Genomic DNA, 16,252 nt, shown 5'->3' on the forward strand with positions numbered 1-16,252 from the left:
TTTTATAAAGCTGCATAGAATTCGATCCCCCCTAACCCCCCTTAAAAAAGGGGGAACCGGAAAAACATCTATCAAAGTCCCCCTTTTTAAGGGGATTTAGGGGGATCAAGATATGTGCAACTTCACATTAAATTGGTATAACTATGTTCCCGTGAACAGCCTCAACGTTGGTACAGAAATTATTAAACTTCTCTGCTTCTGAAATTACTTGTTGCAAAAAGTTTACTTTCTGAGCGCTGCACAGCATATATATAGTGCGGTATGTCGCGCCAGAGTGTTTTCTGAACAACCTTGAGTCCGTTCTTCTCAGCTACGCGCCGAGAGGGGATGTTCTCTGGGCGAATCAAAGAAATGACGCGATCGCAACCCAGTACGTTAAAGGCGTAGTCTTGGCAAGCATACGCGGCTTCGGTGGCGTAACCCTGTGTTTGTTGGTCGCGGCGGACATGATAGCCAATTTCGAGTTCTCGATGTCCCTCGACCTCTTGCCAAACCAGTCCGCAGTCGCCAATTACCTCGCCCGTTGCTTTAAGAACCATCGCCCATAAGCCTACGCCATGCTGTGCGTAGTTGTGGCGATGTCGGTCAATCCATTTTTCCACCATCTCGCGGTCAAAGAGCTTTGGGTAGTAGCGCATCGACTCTGCATCACCGAGGACAAGCAGTAGCGCGTCAAGGTTAGAAAGCGTCATTTCCCGCAGCAATAGGCGTTGAGTTTCCAATATCATTAATGAATCCTCCTTTATGTCTGGTACGTAGTAAGGACTATTGACAAAGGCAACTCTAGCCAGATGACTAATAAAATTGCACTTTACCAAGTTTTTTGAGAGCGAAGAATAATGAACTAATATGTAATGTTTGCAGTAATACATTATTCTCAATACCTTCAATTACCTTTTCTAGGGGTAATAAAACTACATCAATTTGTTCTGTAACGTCTAACTTTAAATCAGCTACACATTCCACATCTGTTGCTAAAAAACAATGAGTTAAATTGGTATGAGTAGCTGGGTTTGGTGATAATATACCAGTTTCAATAAAATGATTGCTAGTGTAACCAGTTTCTTCTAATAATTCGCGTTTTGCAGCTTCTATTGGAAAAAAATCTTCAGTCTCTACAGCACCACTGGGCAATTCTAGAATTGTTTTTTTCAGACCGTGGCGATATTGCTTTACTAAAATAACTTCTTGATTTTTGGTTAAAGCTACAACATTTACCCATGTTGGATATTCCAGAACATAATAGGGTTCAACTATTGTTCCATTAGGCATTTGGCAAGTATCAGACCGTACTGAAATCCATTTATCTTTTAGAGCTAATTTGTAAACTCAAGTAAAGTCCTTGTCTTGTATACTTTTCAGGAATTTGAGCCAATAATGCACTTATTCGCTGAAACTCAGACCTCGCAATGATTTGAGTATCCTTAAGATTTTCTTTACGAATCAGCTCTTAATACATGTCTAGATTTTAATAAAATCCAATCAAATGAATTTCGCATATTTAAACTTCTATTTGTCTGCTTTTTACAATAATTATTTCATTGGATGCATGTTGCTAAAATTACTGCATTTTTTGCCGTCACGCGGATTTATGTGGCAGTAATCTGACGGCAATGATTCCACCCAGAGGAATCAATAGAAGTGTGGGGATTTGGCTGGCAAAGCCCACTAGACCTAGCAACCAAGCGGAATGAATCGGTGAGGCGATATACTAACCAACTAGTAGCCACTTGAGTCATTGACGTACCAATTAGAGAAATTGCCTGATCTGTGTAGTACAGGCAAAAATTTCTAGAACTATAGCAACAGCCAACGTGGTTAGGACATTAACAGATGATAAAACTTAGACACAACAAGACTTTTCACCCAATCCCCAGTCACCAGTCCCCAGTCCCTTGCTATAAAAGCACGCAGCATGACCTGTGATTTGTTTGATGCTTGCATACATCACCCCTGAGTCGTTCCCAGTTCTTAACCGTGAATAAAAAAGTAGGCAGTCATCGTAAAGGCAACAATCATCACAAATTTCCGAATTAAGTGCGGTTCAAGTTTACGAGAATAATGGGCACTTAAGTAACCACCAAGAGAGCCACCAACTGCCATCAAAATAGCTTGATGCCAAGCAATCACACCAGCAAAAAGAAATGGAACGATCGCAATACCATTAATACAACTCCCTAAAAATGTTTTAAAAGCATTCATTTTGTGGATATTTTTGATACCTAACAATGTCAGAGTTGCCAGCATTAAAATCCCTATACCTGCGCCGAAGAAACCGCCATAGATGGCGATCGCTAGTTGAGCCAGTACCAAATTAAACAACGGTACAGGTTCCGGTGATGTATTCTGGCTTTTACGCTGCAACCACTTTTTGAACGGTTCGCCAAAGGTAAATACAACTGTTGCTAGCAGCAATAGATAGGGAATCAGCTTTTTAAAGACATCTGGCGATGTATACAACAAAGCTATGGAGCCAATCATGCCACCAACTAAACTGACACCACATAGAAGTAAAAAATCTCGTCGCTCAATGCCCAAATCTTGACGATATGCTCCAGCGCTGGCTAAGGAAGCCACCCAAATTGCAGTATTATTAGTGGCGTTAGCTGCGATCGGGGCGACACCTGTAAAGATGAGAGTTGGAAACGTGATAAAGCTTCCACCACCCGCTACAGCATTTAAGCCGCCTGCAATAAAAGCAGTACTAAACAACAGCAAACTATGGATAAACGTTAATGATGGCGGCATTATTTTGAGTTACGAATTACGAATTATTAATTTGGGAATATCACTTGGAGAATGGGCAATCAAGTCAGCACCATGAGCTTTTAATTCCTCTTCAGTTCCATAGCCATAGGTAACACCAATTGAGGCGATATGATTGTGCTTGGCTCCAATGATGTCATGTGAGCGATCGCCTACCATCACCACAGTAGAGGGTAAAAGTTTTTCTGTTAATAAAATATGGTGAATTAAGTCACCTTTTATGCTCCGCGTTCCGTCAAGTTCACTACCATAAATGCCATCAAAAAGCAATGATAAGCCAAAATATTCAATAATTTGCGTAGCATAAATATATGGTTTAGAAGTTGCAACAAAAGTTTTATAACCAGCAAAACGAATTGCTTTTAAAACTTCTGTAATTTGGGGATAAAGTGAGTTTTCAAATAATCCAATTGTGGCAAAACGACGACGATATAGTAAAAGAGCTTGTTCAAGTACTGTACCATCCAAGGTATTGAGTAATTGCGAAAAGCTATCTTTCAGTGGCGGGTCAATACACCAATTTAATTCATCAGCATTCGGTGGTTTGTAACCAAGTTCAGAGAGTGCATACTGAATGCAACCAGTGATGCCAGGTTTCGGATCTGTTAAAGTCCCGTCAAGATCGAAGAGGATAGCGGAGAAAGGCATATTTTAATTCGTAATTCGTAATTCGTAATTAAGAAAGTAACGTTCTAAAATTACCCCATGCCCCATGCCCCATGCCCCATACCCAATTCAACTCCTAATTTTGAACGATTTCATAAACCCTTCTGCACTAAGTAAGGCGATCCCCAATGTGACAACACCAATCCCTACACTCTGAATCACGTTTAAAGTTTCGCTAATCGTTATCCATGCCATTAACGCTGTCAATGCTGGACTGCTAGAGCCGATTATAGAAGCGGTAGATGCGCCAACCATCTGAATCCCCACATTGTTTAGAGTGTGTCCGAGAAAGCTGACAAGACCAGAAAATATGCTGCCAATCCATAGGGGTGTCCAGTCAAGTTGGGCGTTATTAACTGGCCAGAACAGTAAGCTAATACCGGAGAGTAGTAGAGTACAGGCAAAACTGATCCACGTAAAAGGAATTGGATGGAATTTTTCTAAACATTTTTGAGCAATGATGCAATAAAAGGCATAAACGATCCCAGCGCCAAAACCAGCGAAAATACCGATCGCAATGGTATGACTGCTGTAGGTAGCAGAAAATTGGGGAATGGTGAGAGCGCTTCCTATCAGAATAATAGCCATTACTAGCCAACGGAACAATGTGGGGCGATCGCCAAAAAACCTCCAAGATAGCAGCGCTGTAAATACGGGATAAGTAAAGAAAAGGGTTAAGGCAATACCTGTGGGAATCAAGCCAATAGCAATGTAGAGTGAGGCGATATATACAAACATCAGCACTCCACAGCCAAGAGCTTGAATTAGAACATCCCTACGCTTGCGGGCGAACAAGTCTTGAAATTCTGTCCAAGCAGATGGATACAGCTTAAATGATAAAGATGCCATGAATGGAACCACCAGCAGCATTCGCATGAACATCAGCAAGAAGGAATTCTGCAAATCCGGTTTAACGTATCCACCGAGTAAAAATAAACCTAGTACAAGATGTTCTGAAAACAAAACTCGGACAGTAACGTTGTGAAACGTCAAAACAAAGGAGGATACAAGAACCGTCAGGATGCCCAACACGATAAAAAGTTTCCTTAGAGACGACTTGATTGTATTGTTAAAATCACTGGAATAACAAACCAGATGAAGTTTGAGGAAATCAAAGCCGTCGCTTCAAGAATACTGCCAGACGGTTAAAGAGACGCGATAAATCGCCGTCTCTACTTTTAATTTATCCATCAATTATTTATTGACAGACTACTAGTGTTGCTACCCGTGCAATGCGTGCATAAGGCGAGTTAGGTGTATAGAAAAGTTTCATAAAAAAGCGCGATCGCCATTAGTCAGCAGAAGGTTAAGCCAGCAAGGGGGAGGGAACAGGGAAGTGGAGTTCAAAGCCTCATTAATGAAGCTCAAAGACTCATTCACGAGTATTAAACACTCGTTCACAAGTATCAAAGACTGATCTCTCTCCTATTCCCCATGCCCAATGCCCAATGCCCAATGCCCAAATATTATGCAGTCACTACCTCACGTCGGTTGTACTGAGAAGCATCTCCCTTAATGGCTTCACTTTGTTTACCATCGATGCCAACTGGAAGGTCGCCGACAATTGTAACTCGTTGAACGTGGCGGGGCTGGTCGCCGTAATCTGCGATCGCATAATGTTGAGTAGCCCGATTATCCCAAAAAGCAACATCACCAACTTGCCAACGCCACCGGACTGTGTTCTCAGGACGTGTGATATATGCTTGTAACAGCCGCAGAATGTCATCTGATTCAGTTGTTGATAAGCCACGGAACTGGCGCACAAATCCGCCGATGAATAGCCCCCGCTCCCCAGATTCGGGATGGACGCGTACAACTGGGTGCAGAGTCTCGTATACAGTGGAGGTGAAGATAGCTCGGTAAGCTTTGGCATCTTCAGGTAGGTCGAATGCAGTAGCATAATCGTATTTGTTGCTATGTACTGCCCAAAGTTGGTCTGCAAGATTACGCAGATGAATAGGTAAATCTTGGTATGCAGTTACGGAGTTTGCCCAGATTGTATCGCCACCAGTTGGCGGAATTTCAAGCGCTCGTAAAATAGAACCGAGAGGAGGACGGTCTACAAATGTTACATCTGTATGCCAGCTATTGGCGCGGGAAGTGGTACGCCCATAATTCAGGTCTAAGACTTCTGGGTTTTCTGGCAGCGATGGTACAGTGGGGTGGGCTGTAGTGAGTTCACCAAAACGACGAGCGAAAGCAACCTGTCCATCAGCATCAAGCTGTTGCTGACCGCGGAAAAAGATAACTTTGTATTTGACTAGAGTCTTGCGAATATCGCTGATGATATCATCGCTGAGGTTAGAACTCAGATTAACACCAATGATTTCAGCACCAATACGTCCTGCAACTGGTTTGATATCAAAGTATTGAGAACCCATGTTTTTATCTCCAAGAAATTTATGTTTTGACAAATGTAGAGACGCGATGAATCGCGTCTGATTCATCGCGTTTTTACCGTTAAACACCAGGGGTAGATCCGCCATCAACGATAATCTCTGTTCCTGTAATCGATGCAGCAAGATCGGACACCAAAAATAGCACCAGCGCGGCGATTTCTTCTGGCTGGGCGATTCTTTTTAAAGGAATACTTTGGATATTTTGTGCCTTTACTTGCTCAACGGTGATGCCTTGCGCTTGGGCATTTTGCCGCGCTAAAGTCTCGGCACGCTCAGTAGCAGTAGCACCAGGGGAGATAGCGTTAATCCGAATTTTGTACTCGGCTAGCTCTTTAGAAATGCCCTTTGTGAAATTCAGCAAAGCAGCATTGCTTGTACCGCCAGCTAAGAAGTTCGGACGAGGTGTCCGTCCTGCACCACCGACTATATTGACAATCCGCCCATCACCGCGACTTTTTTGATGGGGAACGACGGCTCTAACTAAGCGGATATAGCCCAATAATTTTAAGTTCCAAGCATCCAAAAATAAATCATCAGTGGATTCTAGGAAAGACCCAGCACGGGCTGATCCGGCATTGTTAATTAAGATATCAATCTGATTAAATTGGGCTAATGTTGTAGAGACAACTTTTTCAACATCCTCTGCTTTCGTTAGATCGGCGCTGATGGCAATAACTTTAGCGCCAGAACTAGGTAAGGACTGGATAGCAGCTACTGCATTTTCTAGTCTTTCTTGATTGCGGGCTGCGATCGCCACATTCACACCCTCACTATAAAGTGCTTTGGCAGTAGCTAATCCAATTCCCGCACTTCCTCCTGTAACGATCGCAGTTTTACCTGATAGTTTTAGTTCTAAACTCATACAAACTTACCCTCAAAAATGTAAATAATTTAATTGCGAACCAATAATATTGCTGATTGAAAGCCTGTATTGTGGATATCCAAAATGGTTTGATTTTCCCCAGAAGTGCAGCCCAGAAGTATTTTGATTTCTGTATCCCGTTTTTCCAAATCAACACTACAAATGACGGCGGTGACTTTTTTACTAGACAAACTACCTATCCAGACATCAATATCGGCTCCATCTCCAGAGCGAGTGTTTTCCAAATATCCATAGTCCAACGGATAAACAAAGGATGGATAACGTGGATGTGATGTCCCTTTTGGGCGATCTATCTTGAGATTACTAATGGCTACAAGCCGATCTAGTTTGAACCAAAAGTCAGCATAATTCGTAGTTCTTAATTCATCATTCGTAATTCTCACCTCACAAATAAATCTGCCTGATTGCAACAAGGAAAAACATTAGTCTTTCTGAATAAATTAGTGCATGAAAAAATTAATTACGAATTACGAATTACGTAGCTTGCTTCTCGCCTTTGGCGAGTATTACGAATTATTTTGAAATGTGCAACACAGCTTTGCCAGGAAAACGCCTATCGAGTAGTTGTTGGGCCACATCAGCTATTTCTGTCCAAGAAGCTTCTAAATCAATGTGAGGATGTAACTCACCTGCTTCTACTAGACTCAAAAGCCGTTTTAGACCGACTGCTGCTGATTCAAATCTCAACTCATCGAACAGACGTAAACCATACAGGCTGACGCTACCAGTCCCAAAAAATTGAGCCGCGTTGAATGTCACTTCAGCTCCCCCAGATACTCCATACAGCACAGTTTTTCCATCCTGTGCCAGTAAGCCAAGGGCTACCCCCAAAGTCTTGCCACCAACTGACTCTACAATTAGATCGTAGGGCCCATACTCGCTGGCAGGTGAAAGGTCTTCGCCAATCACCACCGATTGCGCCCCTGCTTCTCTAACTAAAGTTTCATAGCCAGCTTGACGAATATGTGCTACAACTTGCGCTCCTGACAGTTGCGCCAACTGGATAGCGAAGTAACCTACGCCTCCTGATGCGCCTGTAACCAAAACTGACCGACCCAAAAGTGAACCACCTTTTAACACCGCATGGTATGCAGTTAAACCCGCTACAGGCAATGTGGCAGCTTGAGCAAAAGATACTGATGATGGCACTACTGCTAAAGCATTGGTGGGAACAGATACGAGTTCTGCCCAAGCACCAGCACGACGCAAGCCAACTACACGCGCCCCTTGGGGAGGCCCCAAACCATCGGCGGCGGGGATTTCCACTACACCTGCCAAGTCCCAACCAGGCTGCCAACCAGCCTCAGCAGTGGTTGAACGTTTTATCTCTCCTCGATTGAGGGAAATTGCCGCTACCCTCACTAGAGCTTCATCTGGGGCAGGCTTGGGTGCAGTCACTTCACTCAGTGCCAAACGCCCCGGCACATTGGGATCAACAATCACAGCACGTATTTTGCTCATAAGGTTGCCCTGGCTTAGAGATTAATTTCTAGTTTGTTGGTTCGCAATGTATTCCCTGCAATAAATAATCTCGATAGATTAGCTATTTATTCTTAACTCCCAATCTGTGTAAATAGGTTAACGAAATTTGAAAACAACGGTATCTTGATAAGATTACAGTATTTTGTGGTTTGTACAAAAAAAACTATCACAGACAGCCAGAAGAATCAAGCACCTTGTGGAGAAATTCGCCGTTGACACTTCTTGCACTGTAGTCAAGCCAAGTAGCTTCCGTATGATTCGGAGTTCTTTTTGTAATTTCTCAATTTGATTCCAAACAGTGTAAACGCGAAAATGATTAGCAGGTCTGTGTTATTTTGGTGTTTTCGCCTTTATTGTTGAGTTTGAACCTCTACTTTTGCATCCGATTCATTTCCACTTTGAGAAACTTTTTCTGGGCCGCACTGTACCGGAGTTACTCCGGTACCTTGAGTGAGTCCGTGTTTCGTCGTGGTGTCGTAAGCATTATTATCAGTATTTGCTTGGGCGTAAGTATCGTTAAAAATCTTGTCAGATGCTGAGGTTGTTTTGCCAAGAAGCTTTTTGTGTAAATCCTTAAAAGCCTTCTCGTCAATACTAATGTGCCCATTCTCGTGTGTATCAAGAGCGCTATAAAACCTTGCCCATTCTTTTTTAACAGGTTCGCACTGTTGGTCGAGTTCCGTCCAGACGGGCATTGCCTTAGTTTCTGTTACTAAGACATCTGCTTCGTAGACAATTTCATCAGATTTATCTTCTGCTTGGTAAGTTTTGACATCTTTTTCGGGGGCACAAGTAACACTGCCCGCTTCGCCCTTTCCTTGTGATGTTAAGTTTGTAATTGCTTCGGTAATATTTTTTCCAGAAGCAGTAATTGTAGTATTTTTTTTGTCAATTTTAGTTGTGCCTTTTTTGGGCGGCATACCACTAGTCTGTTCAACAGGGGCTGGTACTGTAGATGCATCGCTTTGTTTTTGCACTTTGCCTGTCTGCTGTACCACATGGGTTAGTTCATGGGCTGTCAACTCGTTATTACCAGGTGATTTCTCGGCGCTAAAGTAAATATCACTACCATGAGTAAAGGCTTGCGCTCTCAACGACTTATTCATCTGCGTAGCATTGGAGTCAGTATGTACTCGCACATCGTCGAATTTACTACCAAAGCGTGGTTCCATAAAGTTTCGCACTTCGGGAGATAACGGGCTTCCTCCACCCTTACTATTATTTAACTGACTCTCAATATTATCTTGAGTTTGAACGCTGCGATCGCTAACGCGTTGTAGTGACAACTCGGTTTCTACTTCTTGTTCTTCTTGCTCACAATCTGCACATTCTCGTTGTACTATATGTGAATCTATTGCACCGATATTTATATTTGACTTAAGTCTAGGTAGAAGCATAATCTGGTCAGCTGACTGCTCATACTGGTCTTTTGGCTGGCTACCTATAAGTTGCGGCTGTGGACGACGCAAAGATATCCGACTAATGTCATGAACAAGAGGTTTTTCTTTAATAGCTTCTGGTTCTAATAATTGCTCATTAGCAGACGTGGCTTCTTGAAGGTCGCCATTGAGCGCAGTATTATTATTTGTTGGTAAACCAAAACCGCGTGTTGGATTGGCCAATGTGGGAATATTGGATGAGACAAGCGATGGATTCGTAAAATGTGATGTCCCTATGTGGGGCCGCTTCCATGTGGTTAAAGGCAAAGCGGCTTGTCTTTTAATGTCGCTCATCTCTCAATTCCTACATTTTCTAGATTAATTAATAACCTCTTATCTATTGCATTCCAGTATCTTCTATACAAAAATATAACTATTTTATTGACATTCTTATGTATAGACTTTAGTCTAGTTTTGTCATTATTCAGCTACCCAAATATTCAAAAATTGACATCTAGGGAAATTAATTATGCGTTATTCAGAACACATAATTAATTTCACCAGCAAATGTCTAATAAATAGCTAACGAACCGTTCCCCGCAGGGCTTCAGTATCAATTGGTTTGATGAGGTAAATTAACAGCAGATTCCAAACAATTGCTGCAATCAAAGGTAGTTTGCGAATTAGCTTCATCAATTTCGGATTATAACTGCCTTCAATCTCTGCAATTTTCAAGTTGTAACCTGCACAGCGTTGCAGACGTGGGAAAAACTGGGGATGTTCGGTATTCAACATTACAGGAAAAGCCCGTCCTGCGGTTTCATTGGTGTTGCGGACAACTTGGATATCAAATTCTGTGGCATCAAGTCCCAATGATTTGTAGAACCCAGAACGTTCATGAACTGTCAGGGTGTGGGTAGCAAATACTGACAGCAAGAAAAAGCGACTCCACAGCCTAGATTTCCAGGTGTTCCAAAGTTGCGGTTGAGAACGCAATAATGCCTTGAATATATCTCCGTGGCGGTTTTCGTCTTGACACCAGCTCTCAAAGTAGCGGAATATCGGGTAAAACTGGTTTTCTGGGTGCTTTTCTAGATGCCTGAAAATAATAATGTAACGCCAGTAACCGATTTTTTCTGAGAGGTAAACGGTGTAAAGTACCCATTCAATCGGGAAAAATGTATAAGTGCGGGTTTTAGTAACAGCGCCTAAATCAAGGGAGAGTTTAAAATCAGCCATTGCTTTGTTGAGAAATCCGGCGTGGCGGGCTTCATCACGCGCCATCATTTGAAATATTTCCGCTAGCACTGGACTGCGATTTTTCAGCTTGCGGGATAATTCCTTGAATAGCAAGAAGCCGGAAAACTCAGAAATGCAAGAACGTTCCAAATACTCTATAAACGCCTGCCTTGCTTCACCGTCAATGTGTTCCCAAGACTGCTCAAACGCTTCATCCCGGACAAAATGGTGGCGGTTGTAGTCTGTCCGCATTTCTGTCAACATCGCCTGCAATTCCGTTTCCTGGGCAGACAAATCCAGCTTGGCTGCGGTTTCAAAATCTGTAGTGTAAAACCGGGGGGTAAGTACAGTTTCTTTGCTGGGGGTTTTAGTTTCTGGCTTGGGTAGGGTGTTAACCATGAGTGATGAGGCGAGCGAGTCAATAGTTCTATAACTATAAAGCTATGACAAATGCAATTATTTTGCTAGACCTAATTTACAATCCTTCAGTAAAGTCGGAATTTCTGAATTTTTCTTCAACGGGTCGTGCCCAAGAAGGATTCCCCAATTTCAGCCAAGCGTAAAAGGGACTGGGGACTGGGGACTGGGAAAATATTTCAAAATTTGCTATGGGTAATAGCCCCGAACATCATTTTTGAGCTGATTACCCAATCCCTAATCTCCATTCAAATCTTCCCAATCCCTAGTCCCTAACTCAATCATAATTCTTTCCTTCTGCCTTCTGCTCCCTGCTCCCTGCTCCCTGCCCCCCTGCCTTCTGCCCCCTGCCTCCTTCACCGCAGTAATTCCTCAACTTGATGTTGGCTCCACAAAGTTCTATATAAGCCCTGTTGTTGTAAAAGTTCCAAGTGATTTCCGACCTGCACAATTTTTCCTTTTTCCATGACAAAAATTCGGTCAGCTGCCGCCGCCGCTGATAATTGGTGCGTAATAAAAATTACTGTTTTACGTTCAGTACCACTGGAGAGATTTTTGAGGATTTTCGTAGCTGTTTGATTATCTACACTAGAGAGAGCGTCATCCAAAATTAACACTGGAGCATTGACCAACATTGCACGAGCTAAAGCAGTACGTTGGCGTTGACCGCCCGAAAGATTAATACCGCGTTCGCCAACAATAGTTTCATATTGCTGGGGAAAATTCTGGATTTCTGATTCAATTTGGGCAAGTTTAGCGACAGCTTCTACCTGCTGTTGTTCGCTAACTGGATCGCCGTAGCGAATATTATTTTTGATTGTAGTGCTAAATAGAAAGCTATCTTGAGGAACGTAGGCGATCGCACCTCGTAAATCTGTCAAAGCGATCTTAGTAATATCTACCCCATCTAAAAACAATTGTCCTGATTCAATATCCAACAAGCGCGGTAAAGCATTGGCCAAAGTAGATTTTCCCGAACCAATTGCCCCAACAATCGCTACAGTTTCTCCAGGAGCAATGGTAAAGTTAACATTTGCTAAAGCTGAAGTCGTGGAACCAGGGTAATTATAGGTGAGATTTTTAGCTGTTAGTTCGCCTTTAAGTTCAGCCACTGGCAGATGTATGGCATCGGCTGCATCTTTTATTTTTGGTGTGACAGAGAGAATAGCTTCAAGCCTATCGATACTAACTTCACCGCGTTGGTAGGCAGTAATTGTGAATCCTAAAAGGGCAGTGGGGAAAACTAGACGCTCTACATAAATTAACAATGCTAAAAAATCGCCAACCTGAAGTGTCCCAGCAGACATCCGTGCCGACCCTAGCCAGATGATCACCAGCGAACTGATATTAGCTAACCCACCAATTAGCGGAAACAGCGTATTGCGAAGTTTTGCCAATTCCAGGTTAGCAGTCAATAGCTGCTGATTTTTCTTGGCAAAAGCTCGACGCTCGTTTGCTTCTTGAGCATAGATTTTTATTAAGGCAATGCCACTGATATCCTCTTGGATGAGTTCGCTGATGTCAGAGAGTTGCTCTTGGACTTTTGCTTGTTGTTTGCGTAAGCGATCGCTAAACAGACTCACCAATAAGAGCATAAAAGGGTATACCGCCAGGGCGGCTAGGGTGAGATCCACGCTAATTGTCAGCATTACTGGCAGTGTCAGAGCGTAGGCAAACATCGTATTTGCCAAACTCAAAACCGCAAAACCCAATAACCGCTTGATATTCTCCACATCACTAGTAGCGCGACTAATCAAATCGCCAGCAGTATTAGTGGCAAAATAACCAGGCTCCAGTTTCAGTAAGTGTTCAAAAATCCGTTGTTTCAGGTCAAATTCTACCTGACGCCCCACCCCAAATAGCCAAATGCGTGATGCCATCCGCATTAGCCACATTGCCGAACTAAGCAAGACAATAACTACTACGTAATGTAGTATTTGGTTCCAGCTGAAGGTTGTCGAGAGTTTGTCAACACCAGCACGAATCAACCAAGGGATATAAACACCCAGTGCATTGACAGACAACAAAGCGAGAATGCCCAAGGAGGCTTCCCGCCAATGGGGTCGTAGGTAAGCACTGAGTTTAGCGATTCGTCGAGATTTTGCCATTAAAGCAATTGTGCAACTTTATCATCTAGATTAACTGCTAGTCCAAGAAGGCAGCTATGCAGAGGGAATATCGCTTGTTATAAATTCAGCTTTTGTTACCCCTTTTAACTGGATAGTTATTGCCATTCATTACTAGTAGTCCATCACAGCAACTTTAATGAAGAAATAAGTTCGTAGTAAAGACTTTAGTCCTTTGATTCATGGCTCAAGCGCTTACTACGAACCAAGTATTGTTCTCTTGCCTTGATTACCGCTGAACACGCAAGAACCTGTAAATTTCAAGGAGATAACTTTCCCAAGTTCTTGTTGTCAATTGCAATGTTTCCGAATTTGGTACAAAGTCTTCAAGTCGTAAACCGCGTGTGCGAATATCTTGAGGACTTCCTTGTAATAAATAGGGAGGCACTCTCAAATTATAAGAAAGAATGCTATCCCCCGTTACATCTGAGATATTCGCTGTGGTGGGTTGCCCTAATGCCACCAGTGTTCCAGATGTTGGTGTAGCAGTTGCGACAGACGTTTGGCCCGTCATTGCTAGAGGTGCTCTATAAAGGAAATAGGCGACTGCTGGTGTACTTGCTAACAGCAAAATAGTCAGTGCCCAACCGATCAAGTATCCTCCTGGTTTATCTATTCCACCTCCTTTGATTTTCTGAGCGGCAAGAATCATCAGTAAAACAGAGGCTCCTAGAGGCTTGAGTGGAAAAGATAACATCCTCCACAACGACGCCACAGCAGGTTCACTGGGGTTAAGAAATGATAGGGCTACGATTACCAAGATAACGACTAAGATTAATCGTCCGACAAAAGTTCCAGAGGGATAAAATCGCTGGAACAGAGAATAAACGATAGTGCCAATCAGCAGCCACAGCAGTACCCGGCTTAACAATAGAAACATAGACTAACTCTCAAATTTTCTGGTGCAGTCACAAGAGGCAGGGGAGCAGGGAGCAGGGAGCAAGGGGGAAAACTGGGACGGAGCTTGTACTTTGCCCCAGCAAGAGCGCCCTGGAGGGGCGGGGCTTCTCTTCTCTGCGAGAAGCTGCGCCAACGAGACGCACTCGCGTTCGTACCCATGCTCCGCAACGCTTGTCGCAGAGAGGAAGGGCTTGCTCCCCCCTGCTCCCTGCCCCTTTCCCCTCTGCCTCTTCGGTGAGCCAGTGTGGTGGTGTTCGCGTAGCGTCTCCGTCAGGAGAGGCAGTCCGTTTCGATTGGGGTTGCCCCCAGAAAAGACTGCCATGCAGGGAAACCATACATAAAACAACTGGCGACTTCTTACTGATAGCGACGTTATAAGCGTCACCCGTAAGACTCAACCTAGAGGTTTCGGGAAATGGATTTATTTTATTGTCAAATTGTAATCGTACTGTTTGACTTAAAATTTCTCAAACCTCACACCCAATGACTACCGTCGTAGTGATTTTAGTGCAATTTTTTGACACTGCGTCTATTATTTATAATTTTCCAGAAGAGTAATCTAGTACCGGTAAACTAAATTAATTAAGTAATCGACTCAAAAGGAAAAACTATGTCGCCTGGAAAGCCTACTATTCTGGTAACGGGGGGAGCTGGATATATTGGTTCTCATACAGTGCTTGCTTTGAAGAAAGCGGGTTATGGCGTTGTCATACTTGATAATCTGGTCTATGGACATCGCGATCTAGTAGAAGAGATTTTACAGGTAGAACTGATAATTGGGGACACAAGCGATCGCGCTTTGCTCGATCATGTATTTAAAACCCACGATATTGCCGCAGTGATGCATTTTTCTGCTTATGCCTACGTAGGGGAATCGGTGAGCGATCCGGCCAAATATTACCGCAATAACGTCCTTGGTACTTTGACGCTGTTAGAAGCAATGCTGACAGCATCTGTAAAGAAATTTGTCTTTTCTTCTACCTGTGCCACCTATGGGGTACCGGAATTCGTGCCCATTCCAGAAACTCATCCCCAAAATCCGATTAATCCCTATGGCGCGACAAAGTTGATGGTAGAAAGGATTCTCTCTGATTTTGATGTTGCTTACGGTTTGCAATCAGTGCGTTTTCGCTATTTCAATGCTGCTGGTGCTAATCCCGATGGCTTACTAGGCGAGGATCACAACCCAGAAACCCATTTAATTCCCTTGGTGCTAATGACAGCTTTAGGGAAACGAGAATCCATTTCAATTTTCGGCACTAATTACCCCACGCCCGATGGTACGTGTATTCGCGATTATATTCACGTTAACGACTTAGCAGATGCCCATATTTTGGGATTGGAATATTTATTAAAAGGTGGCGATAGCGAAGTTTTTAATTTGAGCAATGGCAGCGGTTTCTCCGTCAGAGAAGTCATAGCCGCAGTCGAAGAAGTGACAGGAACTTCGATACCAGTAGCAGAACGCGATCGCCGTCCTGGCGATCCCCCAGTTCTCATTGGCACCAGCGATAAAGCCAGAACAGTCTTAGGCTGGCAACCTCAGTATCCATCCATCAAAGATATTGTTGCTGACGCGTGGCAGTGGCATCAGAAGCGACATCATTCGACTTGATGGTATTGAGCCAAGATGCGCGACGTGAAAGTTGTGCATCTCGGCTCAATGCCTTAGCGACTTACTTGATAGCTTTATTGAGAGTGGAGTCTAGATGGAACCAACAACAGAACAGTTGAGAGCGTTTTACAGTAGAGGTGTGAGAGCAAGTAATATGTTTCAGCCTATCAACGTAGTGCGACTGGACGAAAGAACAAAGCGCATATACGTTTTAATTGGAGACACAATACAAATAGAGATATAGCAACCGCCAAGGCGGTTAAGCGATAAACTGGAAGTAGACCTTGATGAAAGCTCCAGTAGAACCTCTGGGAAACTGATGCCCAAACCTTATAGTTATGACCTCCGGCAAAAAGTGATCCAAGCAATCTTGCTTGATG

General features: G+C 43.3%; 16 protein-coding genes. 2 read left to right on the forward strand and 14 right to left on the reverse strand.

The window, feature by feature from the left end; genetic code table 11:
- Positions 1 to 182 precede the first annotated feature (182 nt).
- The 14 genes from RMY32_RS16525 to RMY32_RS16590 form a co-directional block, all read right to left on the reverse strand.
- Complete coding sequence (locus tag RMY32_RS16525) at positions 183 to 728, reverse strand: GNAT family N-acetyltransferase (protein WP_322711463.1); 546 nt, start codon at positions 726 to 728, stop codon at positions 183 to 185.
- A 67-nt stretch (positions 729 to 795) separates the two neighbouring features.
- Positions 796 to 1,272, reverse strand: coding sequence for an NUDIX hydrolase (locus RMY32_RS16530; RefSeq protein ID WP_322711464.1), 477 nt, complete (start codon positions 1,270 to 1,272; stop codon positions 796 to 798).
- A gap of 317 nt (positions 1,273 to 1,589) precedes the next feature.
- The gene (locus RMY32_RS16535; RefSeq protein WP_322711465.1) at positions 1,590 to 1,739 is read right to left on the reverse strand and encodes a hypothetical protein; all 150 of its coding nucleotides are present in this window, start codon (positions 1,737 to 1,739) and stop codon (positions 1,590 to 1,592) included.
- A 232-nt stretch (positions 1,740 to 1,971) separates the two neighbouring features.
- Positions 1,972 to 2,748, reverse strand: a complete 777-nt coding sequence (locus RMY32_RS16540) for a sulfite exporter TauE/SafE family protein (protein WP_322711466.1) — start codon at positions 2,746 to 2,748, stop codon at positions 1,972 to 1,974.
- A gap of 9 nt (positions 2,749 to 2,757) precedes the next feature.
- Positions 2,758 to 3,414 (reverse strand): HAD family hydrolase, encoded by a 657-nt coding sequence (locus RMY32_RS16545; protein WP_322711467.1) that lies wholly within the window; start codon positions 3,412 to 3,414, stop codon positions 2,758 to 2,760.
- Positions 3,415 to 3,501: 87 nt separating this feature from the next.
- Positions 3,502 to 4,464, reverse strand: coding sequence for a DMT family transporter (locus tag RMY32_RS16550; RefSeq protein ID WP_322711468.1), 963 nt, complete (start codon positions 4,462 to 4,464; stop codon positions 3,502 to 3,504).
- Positions 4,465 to 4,898: 434 nt separating this feature from the next.
- Positions 4,899 to 5,813 (reverse strand): TauD/TfdA family dioxygenase, encoded by a 915-nt coding sequence (locus RMY32_RS16555; protein WP_322711475.1) that lies wholly within the window; start codon positions 5,811 to 5,813, stop codon positions 4,899 to 4,901.
- A gap of 79 nt (positions 5,814 to 5,892) precedes the next feature.
- Positions 5,893 to 6,693, reverse strand: a complete 801-nt coding sequence (locus RMY32_RS16560; protein WP_322711469.1) for an SDR family oxidoreductase — start codon at positions 6,691 to 6,693, stop codon at positions 5,893 to 5,895.
- 29 nt (positions 6,694 to 6,722) lie between these two features.
- Positions 6,723 to 7,097 carry a hypothetical protein gene (locus tag RMY32_RS16565; RefSeq protein ID WP_322711470.1) on the reverse strand — a complete coding sequence of 125 codons (375 nt, stop codon included), beginning with the start codon at positions 7,095 to 7,097 and terminating at the stop codon, positions 6,723 to 6,725.
- A 130-nt stretch (positions 7,098 to 7,227) separates the two neighbouring features.
- Entirely contained in the window at positions 7,228 to 8,175 is a 948-nt protein-coding gene (locus RMY32_RS16570; RefSeq protein ID WP_322711471.1) for a zinc-binding dehydrogenase, read from the reverse strand.
- 371 nt (positions 8,176 to 8,546) lie between these two features.
- Positions 8,547 to 9,929, reverse strand: a complete 1,383-nt coding sequence (locus RMY32_RS16575; protein WP_322711472.1) for a DUF4157 domain-containing protein — start codon at positions 9,927 to 9,929, stop codon at positions 8,547 to 8,549.
- 228 nt (positions 9,930 to 10,157) lie between these two features.
- Positions 10,158 to 11,213 (reverse strand): magnesium-protoporphyrin IX monomethyl ester (oxidative) cyclase, encoded by a 1,056-nt coding sequence (gene acsF / locus RMY32_RS16580; protein ID WP_322671860.1) that lies wholly within the window; start codon positions 11,211 to 11,213, stop codon positions 10,158 to 10,160.
- A gap of 374 nt (positions 11,214 to 11,587) precedes the next feature.
- Positions 11,588 to 13,339 carry an ABC transporter ATP-binding protein gene (locus RMY32_RS16585; RefSeq protein ID WP_322711473.1) on the reverse strand — a complete coding sequence of 584 codons (1,752 nt, stop codon included), beginning with the start codon at positions 13,337 to 13,339 and terminating at the stop codon, positions 11,588 to 11,590.
- A 247-nt stretch (positions 13,340 to 13,586) separates the two neighbouring features.
- A complete protein-coding gene (locus RMY32_RS16590) occupies positions 13,587 to 14,237 on the reverse strand; it encodes a hypothetical protein (RefSeq protein ID WP_322696182.1) in 651 nt (216 codons plus the stop codon).
- A 630-nt stretch (positions 14,238 to 14,867) separates the two neighbouring features.
- On the opposite strand from RMY32_RS16590, the gene galE reads away from it, so the two are divergent.
- A complete protein-coding gene (galE, locus tag RMY32_RS16595; RefSeq protein WP_322711474.1) occupies positions 14,868 to 15,872 on the forward strand; it encodes a UDP-glucose 4-epimerase GalE in 1,005 nt (334 codons plus the stop codon).
- A gap of 154 nt (positions 15,873 to 16,026) precedes the next feature.
- Positions 16,027 to 16,116 carry a DUF6888 family protein gene (locus tag RMY32_RS16600; protein WP_409883223.1) on the forward strand — a complete coding sequence of 30 codons (90 nt, stop codon included), beginning with the start codon at positions 16,027 to 16,029 and terminating at the stop codon, positions 16,114 to 16,116.
- Positions 16,117 to 16,252: the final 136 nt, after the last annotated feature.

It is taken from the genome of Nostoc sp. ChiSLP03a (assembly GCF_034531215.2).
Lineage (GTDB): Bacteria > Cyanobacteriota > Cyanobacteriia > Cyanobacteriales > Nostocaceae > Nostoc.

What these genes read in the sequence shown, in the direction of transcription:
- RMY32_RS16590 (WP_322696182.1), bottom strand. Translation starts at nt 14,237, where the DNA reads ATGTTTCTATTGTTAAGCCGGGTACTGCTGTGGCTGCTGATTGGCACT.
- RMY32_RS16585 (WP_322711473.1), bottom strand. Translation starts at nt 13,339, where the DNA reads ATGGCAAAATCTCGACGAATCGCTAAACTCAGTGCTTACCTACGACCC.
- RMY32_RS16575 (WP_322711472.1), bottom strand. Translation starts at nt 9,929, where the DNA reads ATGAGCGACATTAAAAGACAAGCCGCTTTGCCTTTAACCACATGGAAG.
- RMY32_RS16530 (WP_322711464.1), bottom strand. Translation starts at nt 1,272, where the DNA reads ATGCCTAATGGAACAATAGTTGAACCCTATTATGTTCTGGAATATCCA.
- RMY32_RS16555 (WP_322711475.1), bottom strand. Translation starts at nt 5,813, where the DNA reads ATGGGTTCTCAATACTTTGATATCAAACCAGTTGCAGGACGTATTGGT.
- galE (WP_322711474.1), top strand. Translation starts at nt 14,868, where the DNA reads ATGTCGCCTGGAAAGCCTACTATTCTGGTAACGGGGGGAGCTGGATAT.
- RMY32_RS16525 (WP_322711463.1), bottom strand. Translation starts at nt 728, where the DNA reads ATGATATTGGAAACTCAACGCCTATTGCTGCGGGAAATGACGCTTTCT.
- RMY32_RS16560 (WP_322711469.1), bottom strand. Translation starts at nt 6,693, where the DNA reads ATGAGTTTAGAACTAAAACTATCAGGTAAAACTGCGATCGTTACAGGA.
- RMY32_RS16600 (WP_409883223.1), top strand. Translation starts at nt 16,027, where the DNA reads ATGTTTCAGCCTATCAACGTAGTGCGACTGGACGAAAGAACAAAGCGC.
- RMY32_RS16535 (WP_322711465.1), bottom strand. Translation starts at nt 1,739, where the DNA reads ATGACTCAAGTGGCTACTAGTTGGTTAGTATATCGCCTCACCGATTCA.
- RMY32_RS16545 (WP_322711467.1), bottom strand. Translation starts at nt 3,414, where the DNA reads ATGCCTTTCTCCGCTATCCTCTTCGATCTTGACGGGACTTTAACAGAT.
- RMY32_RS16570 (WP_322711471.1), bottom strand. Translation starts at nt 8,175, where the DNA reads ATGAGCAAAATACGTGCTGTGATTGTTGATCCCAATGTGCCGGGGCGT.
- acsF (WP_322671860.1), bottom strand. Translation starts at nt 11,213, where the DNA reads ATGGTTAACACCCTACCCAAGCCAGAAACTAAAACCCCCAGCAAAGAA.
- RMY32_RS16540 (WP_322711466.1), bottom strand. Translation starts at nt 2,748, where the DNA reads ATGCCGCCATCATTAACGTTTATCCATAGTTTGCTGTTGTTTAGTACT.